This window comes from Albimonas donghaensis, assembly GCF_900106695.1.
Classification (GTDB): domain Bacteria; phylum Pseudomonadota; class Alphaproteobacteria; order Rhodobacterales; family Rhodobacteraceae; genus Albimonas; species Albimonas donghaensis.
Map to the genome: position 1 here is coordinate 133873 of NZ_FNMZ01000011.1, position 13739 is coordinate 147611.

The window sequence follows — 13739 nt, forward strand, 5'->3', positions numbered from 1 at the left end:
GCGCCTTACCGGCGGCCGAGCTCCTGCTGGCGGATCGGCAGGCGGTCGATCTGGCGCACGAGCTGGGAGCCGGAGACGGGGCTCGGGCTGCGCCGCTTGATCTCGCCGTCCTTGCCGATCAGCAGCAGGTTGAAGTCGTGCGGCCGGAACTTGCGGCGCAGCGCCGTGGTCTCGGATCGCGAGGGGCCGGGCTCGGCGTCCACGATCACCACCGCGTCGCGGGCGTCGAGGTCGTCCTGCACGCGCTCGATCTCGCGCAGCTGGTGGACCAGCCGCGGGTCGCGGTCGTTGGGCGCGAAGATGATGATCGGCCGGGCGGTCCACAGATACGCCTCCAGCGGATCGGCGTTCGGATCGGTCGCCGCATCCGGTCCGGCCCCGGCGGCCTGGGCCATGACGATCCCCGGTGCGGGCCCCGGCGCGAGCGCGGGCGCGGCGGTCTCGACGGGCTCGGCGGCGGCGTCCGCTCCGGCCGGCGCGGCGGCGAGCGCCGCGGCCAGCATGACCGCCAGCGCCATCGGCGCGCCATGGGGCGAGAGGGGGCGGGCGGCTCGTCGTTCGATGCGCGTCATGTGCTTCCCTGCGTCAACCAGCGGCCCCGCCGCGCGTCCGGCCGTAGGGCTCGGGCGCGGGAAGCGGGAGACATACCTTAGCCCATCCGCCGCCCGGCGCCACACGACCCATGCGCACGGCTTCGTCAGCGGAGGCCGGTCCGGGGGCGCGTCATGGACATCGTGATCCATCTCGGCCTGCACCGGACCGGCTCGACCGCGCTTCAGGGCGCGCTGGCGCGGGCGCGGGACCGGCTGGCGCCGCATGGCGTCGGCTATCCGGGGATGCCGGCGACGCGGCCGGTGGTTGCCCATGCGCTGGGCGCCGCGGAATGGCGGGGGCCGCGGGGCATGGCGGCGCGCATCGTGGCGCGGCGCCGGCTGCGCGCCTGGGCCCGGGCGCGGGAGGCGGAGGGCGTCTCGCGGCTGATCCTGTCGGACGAGACGCTGGCCGGCGATCTCGATCCCTGCCTGACCGGGGCCGGCCCCTATCCGCATGCCGCCGCGCGGCTGGCGCTGCTGGCGGAGGCCTTCGCGCCCTGGACCTGCCGGGCGGCGGCGGCGCTGCGCGATCCGGCGGACTGGCTGGCCTCGGCCCGCGCCTTCGCGCTGTCGCGCCGGCCGCAGCCGGATTTCGCGCCGGCCCGCGCCGCGGCGCTGGACCCTGCGGGGCGCGGCTGGGCCGATCTCGCGGCCGAGATCCACGCGGCGTTTCCCGCCCCGGTGTTCTGGGATGCGGGAGTTTACGAGACCAACCCCCGCCGCATTCACAAGCTGCTGGCGGGACCGGGCGTGGCGCGCGAGGTGCGCGGCGCCCGCCGGCAGGCGCAGGAGGCGCGGGTCAATCCGGGCCTGCCCCCCGCGGCGCTGGCCGCGCTGGAAGCCGCCCATGCCGCGGGAGAGACCGTGGACGCCGCCCGGCGGGAGGCGCTGGTCGCCGACGCGACGGCGCGCGCCGGGACCCCCGCCCGCTGGGACCCCTGGACGGCGGCGGAGCGCGCGACGCTCGCCGCCCGTTACCGCGCCGACCTCGCCGCGATCCGCGCCATGGGGCTGACGGTTCTGGGGGGCGAGCCCGCCGCGGGTCCGGGCGCGGGCAAGAGGCGTCCCGCTGGTCCGGGCGCGGGGAACCGCGCCGGGCCGGGCGGGCGGAAGGGCAGGGGCAAGGCGGGGGGCGGGGGCCGCAAGGCCGTCCGCGCCACCGCCGCCGCCGCCGCGAAAGCGGCCGACGAACACCATCACCACATGCGCAGGGCGCCGGGCCGCGACGGTCCGGCCGCCCCGCCTGTTATCGGGACGATCGCGCTCCGCGCGCGTCAAGGAGGGCCGACATGACCAAATCCGATCTCGACGCCTGGAAGGCGCTCGCCGCGCGCGAGCTGAAGGGCAGAACCCCCGAAGACCTGGTCTGGAAGACCATCGAGGGGATCGACATCAAGCCGCTCTACACCGAAGCGGATGTGGCGGGGCTGGACCATCTGGGCACCGTGCCGGGGGCCGAGCCCTTCGTGCGCGGGCCGCGGGCGACCATGTATGCCGGGCGTCCCTGGACCATCCGCCAGTATGCGGGTTTCTCCACCGCCGAGGAATCCAACGCCTTCTACCGCCGGGCGCTCGCCGCCGGGCAGCAGGGCGTTTCGGTGGCCTTCGACCTGGCCACCCACCGCGGCTATGACTCGGACCATCCGCGGGTCGTGGGCGATGTGGGCAAGGCCGGCGTCGCCATCGACTCCATCGCCGACATGAAGATCCTGTTCGACGGCATCCCGCTCGACAAGATCTCGGTCTCGATGACCATGAACGGCGCGGTGATCCCGATCCTGGCCAACTTCATCGTCACGGGCGAGGAGCAGGGCGTCGACCGCAAGCTGCTGTCGGGGACCATCCAGAACGACATTCTCAAGGAGTTCATGGTCCGCAACACCTACATCTATCCGCCCGAGCCTTCGATGCGGATCATCGCGGACATCATCGAATACACCTCGGCCGAAATGCCGAAGTTCAACTCGATCTCGATTTCCGGCTACCACATGCAGGAAGCCGGCGCGAACCTGGTGCAGGAGCTGGCCTTCACGCTGGCGGACGGCATGGAATACGTGCGCGCCGCGGTGTCCAAGGGCATGACCGTGGACCAGTTCGCCGGGCGGCTGTCGTTCTTCTTCGCGATCGGCATGAACTTCTTCATGGAGGCCGCCAAGCTGCGCGCCGCCCGCCTGCTGTGGTCGCGGATCATGACGGAGTTCGGGGCGGAGAAGCCGGGCTCCAAGATGCTGCGCACGCATTGCCAGACCTCGGGCGTGAGCCTGGCCGAGCAGGACCCCTACAACAACGTCATCCGCACCGCCTATGAGGCGATGTCGGCGGCGCTGGGGGGCACGCAGAGCCTGCACACCAACGCCCTGGACGAGGCGATCGCGCTGCCCACCGATTTCTCGGCCCGCATCGCGCGCAACACCCAGCTGATCCTCCAGGAGGAGACCGGGATCACCAACGTGGTCGATCCGCTGGCGGGCTCCTACTATGTCGAGGCGCTGACCGCGGAGCTGGCGGAGAAGGCCTGGGCGCTGATCCAGGAAGTCGAGGAGATGGGCGGCATGACCAAGGCCGTGGCCTCGGGCATGCCCAAGCTGCGGATCGAGGAATCGGCGGCCAAGCGCCAGGCCGGCATCGACCGCGGCGAGGAGGTCATCGTCGGGGTCAACAAGTATCGGCTGGCCGAGGAGGACGACCTCGACATCCTCAACATCGACAACGAGGCGGTGCTGGCCAGCCAGGTGGCGCGCCTGAAGACGCTGCGCGCGGATCGCGACCAGGCGGCCTGCGATGCGGCGCTGGAGGCGCTGTCGCAGGGGGCTCTGGACGGCACGGGCAACCTGCTGGCGCTGGCGGTGGAAGCCGCGCGGGCGCGGGCCACGGTCGGGGAGATCTCGGACGCCATGGAGAAATCGTTCGGGCGCCATCGCGCCGAGGTGAAGACGCTGTCGGGCGTCTATGGCGCGGCCTATGAGGGTGACGCGGATTTCGCCGCCATCCAGAAGGACGTGGAGGACTTCGCGGAGGAGGAGGGCCGGCGGCCCCGCATGCTCGTGGTCAAGATGGGCCAGGACGGCCATGACCGCGGCGCCAAGGTGATCGCCACCGCCTTCGCCGATATCGGCTTCGACGTGGATGTGGGGCCGCTGTTCCAGACCCCCGAAGAGGCCGCGCAGGACGCCATCGACAACGACGTCCATGTGATCGGCGTGTCGAGCCAGGCGGCCGGCCACAAGACCCTCGCGCCCAAGCTGATCGAGGCGCTGCGGGCGCGCGGGGCCGGGGACGTGCTGGTGATCTGCGGCGGCGTGATCCCGCAGCAGGATTACGAGTTCCTGTATGGCGCCGGCGTGAAGGCGATCTTCGGGCCGGGGACCAACATCCCCGAGGCCGCGAAGAACATCCTGAGCCTGATCCGCGAAAGCCGCCGCCCCGACGCCGCCGAGTAAGGCGGGGGCGGCCGGGCAAGGCCACAAGGTTCCCGCGCGGGGGGCTCGTGCTCTTCGCGCGGAAGGCCCAGCGGCGCGGCCAAAGCGCCGCGGGCGGGGAGGACGCGCCGAGGCGCGCCGGCCGGGGGCCGGCGCGCCTTTTCCTGTTGCGGGGCGGGCGCGCGCCCGGGGCTTTCCGGGACGCTCCGGCGGCCCTCGCCTTCGCTTCGCTGCGGCCTCGCCCCGCCCGACCGTCCCCGCCGGCCGGTCCGGTCGGGCGGTCCGGTCGGGCGGGGCGAGAGGCGCCTTTCCGCGGAGGGGCGCGGGGGTCGGGCCGGATGACCTCTTGACCATGGCGCCGTCGGCGGAGCACGGCGGGCGGGCGGTCCGCTCGCGCGTCATGCTGCGTCATCGGGGGCCGCGCGGCCGGGGACGGGGGCGGCTAGGGTCGCCGGAGACACGGGCAGCGAGGAGCAGGGCCATGAAAGTCGCGGTGGTCGGCGCGGGCGGGATCGGGGGCTATCTTGCGGTCAGGCTCGCCGCCGCGGGGAACCCAGTGAGCGTGGTGGCGCGGGGCGCCCATCTCGACGCCATCAGGGCCAGGGGGCTGACGCTTGAGGAGCATTCGGGGAAGGTCACGACCGTGCAGGTCCCGGCCTCGGCCGATCCGGGGGATCTGGGGCCGGCGGATCTGGTGATCTTCGGGGTGAAGGGCCATCAGCTCGACGACGCGATGGAGATGGCGCGGCCGCTGATGGCGGGCGGGGGCGTGGCGCTGCCGATCCTCAACGGGGTGACGGCGACGCCGCGGCTGGAGGCGGTGTTCGGCGAGGGGCGCGCGCTGATCGGCACGGCGCAGATCTCGGCCGAGATCGTGCGGCCGGGCGTCATCGGCCGGCTGGACAGCGAGACCGGGCTGGTGCTGGGCGACCGCGACGGGCGCCAGGACACCGAGCCCGCCGCCTCGGTCCGCGCCATGCTGCTGGCCGCCGGCGCGCCCGCGCCCGAAAGCGACGACGTGCGGGTCGATCTGTGGCGCAAGATGATCGCGTGGAACGGCACCGGCACCCTGACCGCCGCGGCGCGCTGCCATGTGGGCGACGTGCAGGCGAGCCCGGAGCTGCGGCGGCTCTACGAGGCGCTGGTGCGCGAGGCTTACGCGGTGGCGGTGGCGGCCGGGGCGCCGGTGCCCGCGGACACGCCCGACAAGGTGCTGGCCCGGTTCGAGGGGATGTCGGGGGCGATCCGGTCCTCCATGGCCGCGGACCTGGAGGCGGGGCGGGCGCTGGAGGTCGATCACATGACCGGCGCGGTGGCCCGGATGGGGCGCGAGCTGGGCGTGCCGGTCCCGGCGACGGAGGCGATGTGCGCGGTGCTGGTCCCGCATCGCGACGGGCGGGGCTGAGGCCCGGCCCGGCCCGGCCCGGCCCGGCCCGCGGCGGCGGGGCGCGGGGGGCGGCCGCGGGCGGCGTCGGGCCGGACGGCTTCGAGGAGACCGTCCGGGCGGGTTTCGACGCGACCGCAGCGGGGGCGGATGTGGATGCCCCGCCGCGCGCGCCCTCCCGCGCGCGTCCGGCCCTATTGTAACCCGCCCGCCCGTCGCGCCATGGTCGACCCCGGCGGGGTCTGGCCCGCGACGGAAACAGGGAGCGGGAGCCATGCGGTTCGCGACAGTGGCGACGGGGGCCGTGAACGGCTATCTCGCGGTGAAGCTGGCCGAGGCCGGGCAGGACGTCGCCTGTCTCGCGCGCGGGGCCCATCTGGAGGCCATCCGCGGCGCCGGCCTGCGCCTGATCGGGGCCTCGGGCGAAAGCGTCGGCCGGCCCCGCGCCGCCTCCGACGATCCCGCCGCGCTGGGGCCCGTGGACGTGGTGCTGTTCGCGGTCAAGGCGCAGGATCTCGACGCCGCCGCCCCGCTCTGCCTGCCGCTGATGGGGCCGGAGACCATCGTCATCCCCTTCCTCAACGGGGTCGAGGCCTCGTCCCGGCTGGAGGCGCATCTGGGCGCGGGCCGGGTGCTGGAGGGGACCTGCGGGATCTCCGTGTTCCTGGGCGCGCCGGGGCGGATCGACATGGCCTCGACCTTCGCCTGGTATCGCTTCGCCGAGCGGGACGGAACCCGGTCCGAGCGCGCGCTGAAGGTGGCGGAGGCGATGACGGCGGCGGGCATCGACGCGGCCGTGCCCGAGGATATCCGCGTGGCGCTGTGGAAGAAGTTCATGATGCTGGCGACGCTGGCGGGGACCACGGCGGGCGCGCGCTGCGCCGCCGGCGACATCCATGCGAGCCCCGCGCTGAGCGCGCTCGCCGCCCGCGCGGTGGCCGAGATCGGGGCGCTGGCCCGCGCCGAGGGCGTGGCCATCACCGAGGCCGACGAGGCCGCGACGGTCGAGCAGATCGGCAAGCTGCCGGCGGCGATGCGCGCCTCGATGGCCAAGGATCTGGATGCGGGGCGGCCGATCGAGGTCGACTGGCTTTCCGGCGCGGTGGCGCGGATGTCGGCGGCCCGGGGGCTCGACGCCCCGGCCCATGCGGCCATGGCCGCGCTGCTCGCCCCCCACCGCCTCGGCCGCTGACGGCGCCGCTGACTGGGTCAGGGCGGCTTTGGGACGGCGCCTGGCGGCGTGCGCGGGGGAAAGGCGGTCGGACGTTCGGGAGAGCGGCGGCTGAGGGCGGCGGGTTGGCACCCGCCCTACGCGCTGGCGGCGTCGGGGCGGGGGCCGGGCGCGTGCGCTGCTTGCGCCCGGACGGGGGGAGGGGCGGCCTTGAGGGGCCGCCCCTTCGCGTCTCAGGCGCCGGGCGCGCGGCGGCGGCGGGCGACGAGGCCGAGAGCGGCGAGGCCGGCGCCGGCCAGCGGCAGCGCCGCGGGCAGGGGGACGGCGGAGGGCGTCGTCGCGAAGGCGAAGCTGAAGGTGGTTTCGCCGTCATAGCCGGCGGCGAAGATGTCGGCGAAGCTCGCGGTCAGGCTGTCGTCGGTGAAGGACGTCCCGACCACCAGTTTCTCGGGCCCGCTGACCAGCGCGAAGGCGCTGACCCGCGCGGCCGGGGCGAAGTCCAGGTCGCCGATCGTCCATTCGGTGAGGGCGCTTTCGCCGGTATAGCCCTCGAAGTCGAAGCGGATGACCAGATGCTCGTCCGACAGGTCCGCCCAGACGCGGCCGCCGTAGATGAACTCCGCCCCCGGATCGATGGCCGTCGAGGTCATGTCGAGGAACGGCGTCTGGCCGGTCACGCCGAAGGCGCCGGACACGACGTCGCCCAGCACGGTGGGGCCCGGCGCGGGTATGGCATGGGCGGGCAGGGCCGACAGAGCGGCGGCCGCGAAGAGAAGGGCGGAGGTCTTGAAAAGCATGACGCAGGGTCCCGGACAAGCGACGGATGACCGCCGCAGGATCGCGGGTTTCGCCGGGGAAGGCCATGCGGCGCATTCATCAACATGACGAAAACGGGGCGCGCGCGCGGGACCGCCGGCGCCTGAAACGATCGCGGCGCGGCCCGAAGGCCGCGCCGCTTGGCGTTCGGAGGGGGCGTCCGACCCCGACCCCGAAGGCTCAGGCCTTGGCGCCCATGGCGATCTTCTCGGCTTCGGTCACCGCCGGCTGGGCCGAGGGGTTGGAGGCCAGGAAACGCAGCACCAGGAAGCCCACGACCGCCGAGATGATCGAACCCGACAGCACCCCGAGCCGCACGTCCGCGGCATGGGTCGCGTCCGCGAAGCTCAGCCCGCCGATGAACAGCGACATGGTGAAGCCGATCCCCGCGAGACAGGCCACGCCGTAAAGCGACACCCAGCTCATCCCGTAGGGCAGGCGCGCCAGCCCAAGCTTCACCGTCAGGAAGGTGAAGCCGAAGACGCCCACCATCTTGCCCAGGAACAGCCCGCCCGCGATGCCCAGCGGCACCGGGGTCATCAGCCGCTCGAAGGTCAGGCCCTGGAGCGACACGCCGGCATTGGCGAAGGCGAAGACCGGCACGATGAAGAAGAACACGTAAGGCGTCAGCCCGTGCTCGAGCGAGTGCAGGGGGGACTTGCCGTACTTGTCCTTGAGCGGGATGCAGAAGGCCAGCAGCACGCCCGCGATGGTCGCGTGCACGCCCGACTTGAGCACCAGCAGCCACAGGACCACGCCCAGCATGATCGCCGGCGCGATGCGATGCGCGCCGCGCAGGTTCAGCCAGATCAGCCCGGCCAGCGGCAGCAGGGCGTAGAGCAGCATCTCGGGCTTCAGCTCGGCGGTGTAGAACAGCGCGATGATCAGGATCGCCCCGAGATCGTCGAGGATCGCCAGCGTCAGCAGGAAGATCTTCAGCGACGGATGCACCCGGTTGCCCAGCAGCGCCAGCACGCCGAGCGCGAAGGCGATGTCGGTCGCGGCGGGGATCGCCCAGCCGTGCAGCGTGGCCGGGTCGCCCCAGTTCAGCGCCGCGTAGATGATCGCCGGCACCGCCATGCCCCCGACCGCGGCGAGGCCGGGCAGGATCACGTCGGAGGGATTCTTGAGCTTGCCCTCCAGCATCTCGCGCTTCAGCTCGAGCCCCACGAGGAAGAAGAACACCGCCATCAGGCCGTCATTGATCCAGTGCAGCATGTCCTTGGCGACGCCCTGGCCGTCGACGGTCACGGCCACCGGAATATGGAGAAACGCCTCATAGGCGTCGGCGAAACCGGAATTGTAGACCACCAGGGCCGCCACGGCGGACAGCATCAGGAGTATGCCGCCTGAAGCTTCATGCCGGAACAGGCGGTCTATGGCGCGGATGATCATCGGGCGGAGCTCCTCGTTTTCGTCGGATTCTTTTGCGTCGCATCACGAAATGGGGCGCCGGGCGCCATGTTTCAACTTTCGCGAGCGTCTTGACCCCGGGACGGAAGCGGACCAAGGGTCGCGGCTGAAAACCGGAGCGACGGGCGCGCGCGCGCCCGGGACGCAGAACGCGCCGGATCATGATGGGACGGGTCGCCCTCGCGCGCGCCCGCGAACGGGATGGGAGTGAGGCGATGAGCGACGAACGCCAGGATGCGGCCCGGCAGGCCGCGCTCGACTACCATGAGTTTCCCCGGCCGGGAAAACTCGAGATCCGGGCGACCAAGCCCATGGCCAACCAGCGCGACCTGTCCCGCGCCTACAGCCCCGGCGTGGCGGAAGCCTGCCTCGAGATCGAGAAGGACGCCGCCAACGCCGCCCGCTACACCGCGCGCGGCAACCTGGTGGCGGTGATCTCCAACGGCACCGCGGTGCTGGGCCTGGGCGATATCGGCGCGCTGCCCTCCAAGCCGGTGATGGAGGGCAAGGCGGTCCTGTTCAAGAAGTTCGCCAACATCGACTGCTTCGACATCGAGGTGAACGAGCGCGACCCCGAGAAGCTCGCCGATATCGTCTGCGCGCTGGAGCCGACCTTCGGGGCGGTGAACCTCGAGGACATCGCCGCGCCCGACTGCTTCGTGGTCGAGGAGCTGTGCAAGCAGCGCATGAACATCCCCGTCTTCCATGACGACCAGCACGGCACCGCCATCGTGGTCGCCGCGGCCGCCTACAACGCCATGCGCGTGGCCGGCAAGAAGTTCGAGGACGTCAAGGTCGTGTCCATGGGCGGCGGGGCGGCGGGCATCGCCTGTCTCAACCTGCTGCTGACGCTGGGCGTGAAGCGCGACAACGTGTGGCTGCTGGACCGCAAGGGCCTGATCCACAAGGGCCGGCGCGACAACATGGGCCCGCAGAAGGAAAGCTATTCGCGCGAAGAGGCCGACGCCGAGGGCGGAACCTCGCTGTCCGAGGTGATCGCGGGCGCGGACATGTTCCTCGGCCTGTCGGCGGCCAACGTGATGACCGGCGAGATGGTCGCCAAGATGTCGGACAACCCGATCATCTTCGCGCTGTCCAACCCGATCCCCGAGGTGATGCCGGAAGTGGCGCGGGCGGCCAAGCCCGACGCGATCATCGCCACCGGCCGCTCGGACTATCCCAACCAGGTCAACAACGTCCTGTGCTTCCCCTTCATCTTCCGGGGCGCCCTGGACGTGGGCGCGACCACCATCAACGAGGAGATGAAGATCGCCTGCGTCCGCGCCATCGCGGACCTGGCGCTTCAGGCCTCCTCGGCCGAGGCGGCGGCGGCCTATCAGGGCGAACGTCTCGTGTTCGGCCCCGACTACCTGATCCCCAAGCCGTTCGACCCGCGGCTGCTGCCCGCCGTCGCCTCGGCCGTGGCCAAGGCGGCGATGGATTCCGGCGTGGCCGCCCGGCCGCTGGAGGATCTGGAGGCCTATCGCGAAGGGCTGGAGAGCACGCAGTTCCGCTCCTCGCTGGTGATGCGTCCGGTGTTCGACGCGGCCCGCGCCGCGGCCCGGCGGATCGTCTTCGCGGAGGGCGAGGACGAGCGCGTGCTGCGCGCCGCCCACGGGATGCTGGAGGAGACCACCCACAAGCCGATCCTGATCGGGCGGCCCGAGGTGATCGAAACCCGGCTGGAACGCTACGGCCTGCCGATCAAGGCCGGGCGGGACTTCGAGGTGGTCAATCCCAACTCCGACCCCCGCTACCGCGACTACTGGGAGACCTATTTCCAGATCATGCAGCGGCGCGGCGTGACCCCGGATCTCGCCCGCGCGGTGATGCGGACGAACCTGACCGCCATCGCCTCGGTGATGGTGCATCGGGGGGAGGCGGACAGCCTGATCTGCGGCACCTTCGGCCAGTATCTGTGGCACCTGAACTACGTCACCCAGCTGCTGGGCGTGGACGGCTATCAGCCGCTGGGCGCGCTGTCGCTGATGCTGCTGGAGCGGGGGCTGGTGTTCATCGCCGACACCCAGGTGCATCCCGATCCGACCGCCGAGGAGATCGCCGAGATCACCATCGGCGCCGCCCGTCACGCCCGCCGCTTCGGGCTGACCCCGCAGGTGGCGCTGCTGAGCCACAGCCAGTTCGGCAACCTCGACACGCCGTCGGGGCGCAAGGTGCGGCGGGCGCTGGAGATCCTCGACAGCCAGCCCCGCGGTTTCGCCTATGAGGGCGAGATGCACGCGGACGCCGCGCTCGACCCCGATATCCGGGAGCGGATCTTCCCGCATTCGCGGATCACCGGGGCGGCCAACATCCTGATCCTGCCCAATGCCGACGCGGCCTCGGGGATGCGCAACATCCTCAAGCTGATGTCGGGGGCGCTGGAGGTGGGGCCGATCCTGATGGGCATGGGCAACCGGGCGCATATCGTGACGCCCTCGATCACCGCGCGGGGGCTGCTGAACATCGCGGCGCTGGCCTCGACGCCGATGACCTCCTACGCCTGAGCATCGCCGCCGCGCGCGCCCGGTCCGATGCAAGGACCGGGCGCGCGCGGCGGCTGCGAAACCCGGCCGGCGCCGGGCGGGGAGGCGCGCGCGCTTGACCCCGATCAAGGCGCCGGCCCCGCGGTCCCGTCAGGGTGCGCGGAACGGCCGGGGCGGCGGACGCCGCCCGGGCCGATGCGGGGCTGGGAGGAGAGGCCCCGGACCAGGCGGGAGGTGGCGGTTCCGCGCGCCGAGGGGGCGTGCGGATCGTCGCCGCCGCGCAGGCTTCGCGGCGCCGTCGGCGCGCGGGGCCGCGGCGTCTCGCGCCGCGATTCGCATGGGACCGGGAGTGAACCGGGGGGCCGGGCGCGCGGGCGCGCGGACACGGCCCCGCAGACGGGAGGACAGGGCTCGATGAGCTATCGTGACGCCTACGCCGCGTGGAAATCGGACCCGGACGGGTTCTGGATGGAGGCCGCCGGCGCCATCGACTGGACGACGAAGCCGACGAAGGCGCTGCATGGCGGCGGGCCTGCGGGCAACGACTGGTTCGCCGACGGGGCGATGAACACCTGCCACAACGCCGTCGACCGGCATGTGGAGGCCGGCCGCGGCGCCGAGACCGCGATCATCTACGACAGCCCCGTCACCGGGACCAAGGCCGAGATCACCTTCGCCGAGCTTCAGGGCAAGGTCGCGGCGCTGGGCGGCGCGCTGGCGGCGCAGGGCGTGGTCACGGGCGACCGGGTGGTGATCTACATGCCGATGGTCCCCGAGGCGCTGGTCGCCATGCTCGCCTGCGCGCGCATCGGCGCGGTGCATTCGGTGGTCTTCGGCGGCTTCGCGGCGCATGAGCTGGCGGTGCGGCTGAACGACTGCACGCCCAAGGCCATCCTCGCGGCCTCCTGCGGGATCGAGCCGGGGCGGGTGGTGCATTACAAGCCCCTGATCGACGGGGCCATCGCGCAGTCCGAGCACAAGCCCGACTTCACCGTCATCCTTCAGCGCGAGCAGGGCCCCTGCGAGCTGGTCGAGGGCCGCGACCACGACTGGAACGCATTCGTGGAGGGGGCCGAGCCCGCGCCCTGCGCCGCGCTGCCGGCGATGCACCCGCTCTACATCCTCTACACCTCGGGCACGACGGGCTCGCCCAAGGGCGTGATCCGGCCGGCGGGCGGCCATGCGGTGGCGCTCGCCTGGACCATGCGCAACCTCTACGACGTGACGGCGGGGGACGTGTACTGGGCGGCTTCGGACGTGGGCTGGGTCGTGGGGCACAGCTTCATCGTCTACGGCCCGCTGATCGCCGGCTGCGCGACCGTGCTGTTCGAGGGCAAGCCCGTGGGCACGCCGGATGCCGGCACGTTCTGGCGGGTGATCTCGGAGCACAAGGTGAAGTCCTTCTTCACCGCGCCCACCGCCTTCCGCGCCATCAAGCGCGACGACCCCAAGGGGGAGTTCAAGGCGAAATACGACCTGAGCTGCCTCAACTACCTGTTCCTGGCCGGAGAGCGCGCCGACCCGGACACGGTCAACTGGGCGGCCGACCTGCTGAAGATCCCGGTGATCGACCACTGGTGGCAGACCGAGACCGGCTGGGCCATCGCCGGCAACCCCGCGGGGCTGGAGCTTCTGCCGGTCAAGGTCGGCTCTCCCACCGTGCCGATGCCGGGCTATGACGTGCAGGTGCTGGACGAGGCCGGGCACGAGGTGGCGCCCGGCACGCTCGGCGCCATCGCCATCAAGCTGCCGCTGCCGCCGGGCACCCTGCCGGGCCTGTGGAACGGCGAGGCGCGGTTCCGCAAGTCCTATCTCGAGCATTTCCCCGGCTACTATGAGACCGGGGATGCGGGGATGATCGACGAGGACGGCTATGTTTGGATCATGGCGCGCACCGACGACGTGATCAACGTGGCCGGGCACCGGCTGTCGACGGGGGCGATGGAGGAGATCCTGGCCGGCCATCCCGACGTCGCCGAATGCGCGGTGATCGGGGTGACGGATGAGCTCAAGGGTCAGCTGCCCATGGGCTTCGTGTGCCTGACCAAGGGCGTGAACCGCGCGCATGACGAGATCGCGAAGGAATGCGTGAAGCTGGTCCGCGACGAGATCGGGCCGGTGGCGGCGTTCAAGCTGGCGGTGGTGGTGGATCGCCTGCCCAAGACGCGCTCGGGCAAGATCCTGCGGGCGACGATGGTCAAGATCGCCGACGGGGCGGAGTTCAAGATGCCCGCGACCATCGACGACCCGGCGATCCTCGACGAGATCCGCGCGGCGGTCTCCGACCTGGGTTACCCGCTGAAGGCCTGAGGACGGCGGAGGAATGGAAGGGGCGGTCCCGCGGGGCCGCCCTTTTTCATGCGCTAGGGTGCGGACTCATATGTTCGCAATCCAGAAGCGGATGGCGGCGAGCTTTAGCGCTGCCAAGTAGTTGTCCGGTCTGCGGTCATAGCGAGT

General features: G+C 72.1%; 9 protein-coding genes. 6 read left to right on the forward strand and 3 right to left on the reverse strand.

Annotation, left to right across the window (positions count from 1 at the left end; genetic code table 11):
• Positions 1-5: 5 nt before the first annotated feature.
• Positions 6-572, reverse strand: coding sequence for a DUF4174 domain-containing protein (locus BLV24_RS22105; protein ID WP_176954846.1), 567 nt, complete (start codon positions 570-572; stop codon positions 6-8).
• Between the two features lie 153 nt (positions 573-725).
• Between BLV24_RS22105 and BLV24_RS22110 the strand changes: the two genes are divergently transcribed.
• From BLV24_RS22110 to BLV24_RS19745, 4 genes are all read left to right on the forward strand, one after another.
• Positions 726-1886, forward strand: coding sequence for a hypothetical protein (locus BLV24_RS22110; RefSeq protein WP_176954847.1), 1161 nt, complete (start codon positions 726-728; stop codon positions 1884-1886).
• Entirely contained in the window at positions 1883-4033 is a 2151-nt protein-coding gene (gene scpA, locus BLV24_RS19735; protein ID WP_092685061.1) for a methylmalonyl-CoA mutase, read from the forward strand. The genes BLV24_RS22110 and scpA overlap by 4 nt, the downstream gene beginning before the upstream one ends.
• Before the next feature lie 460 nt (positions 4034-4493).
• On the forward strand, positions 4494-5417 hold the full coding sequence (locus BLV24_RS19740; protein WP_176954848.1) for a ketopantoate reductase family protein: 924 nt from the start codon (positions 4494-4496) through the stop codon (positions 5415-5417).
• 253 nt (positions 5418-5670) lie between these two features.
• A complete protein-coding gene (locus tag BLV24_RS19745; protein WP_092685065.1) occupies positions 5671-6588 on the forward strand; it encodes a ketopantoate reductase family protein in 918 nt (305 codons plus the stop codon).
• A gap of 212 nt (positions 6589-6800) precedes the next feature.
• On the opposite strand, the gene BLV24_RS19750 is transcribed toward BLV24_RS19745, so the two are convergent.
• A complete protein-coding gene (locus tag BLV24_RS19750; RefSeq protein ID WP_092685067.1) occupies positions 6801-7364 on the reverse strand; it encodes a hypothetical protein in 564 nt (187 codons plus the stop codon).
• Positions 7365-7563: 199 nt separating this feature from the next.
• Positions 7564-8778, reverse strand: a complete 1215-nt coding sequence (gene nhaA, locus BLV24_RS19755) for a Na+/H+ antiporter NhaA (RefSeq protein WP_092685069.1) — start codon at positions 8776-8778, stop codon at positions 7564-7566.
• A 233-nt stretch (positions 8779-9011) separates the two neighbouring features.
• Between nhaA and BLV24_RS19760 the strand changes: the two genes are divergently transcribed.
• The gene (locus BLV24_RS19760) at positions 9012-11303 is read left to right on the forward strand and encodes an NADP-dependent malic enzyme (protein ID WP_092685071.1); all 2292 of its coding nucleotides are present in this window, start codon (positions 9012-9014) and stop codon (positions 11301-11303) included.
• 393 nt (positions 11304-11696) lie between these two features.
• Positions 11697-13592 (forward strand): AMP-binding protein, encoded by a 1896-nt coding sequence (locus tag BLV24_RS19765; protein WP_092685073.1) that lies wholly within the window; start codon positions 11697-11699, stop codon positions 13590-13592.
• Positions 13593-13739: the final 147 nt, after the last annotated feature.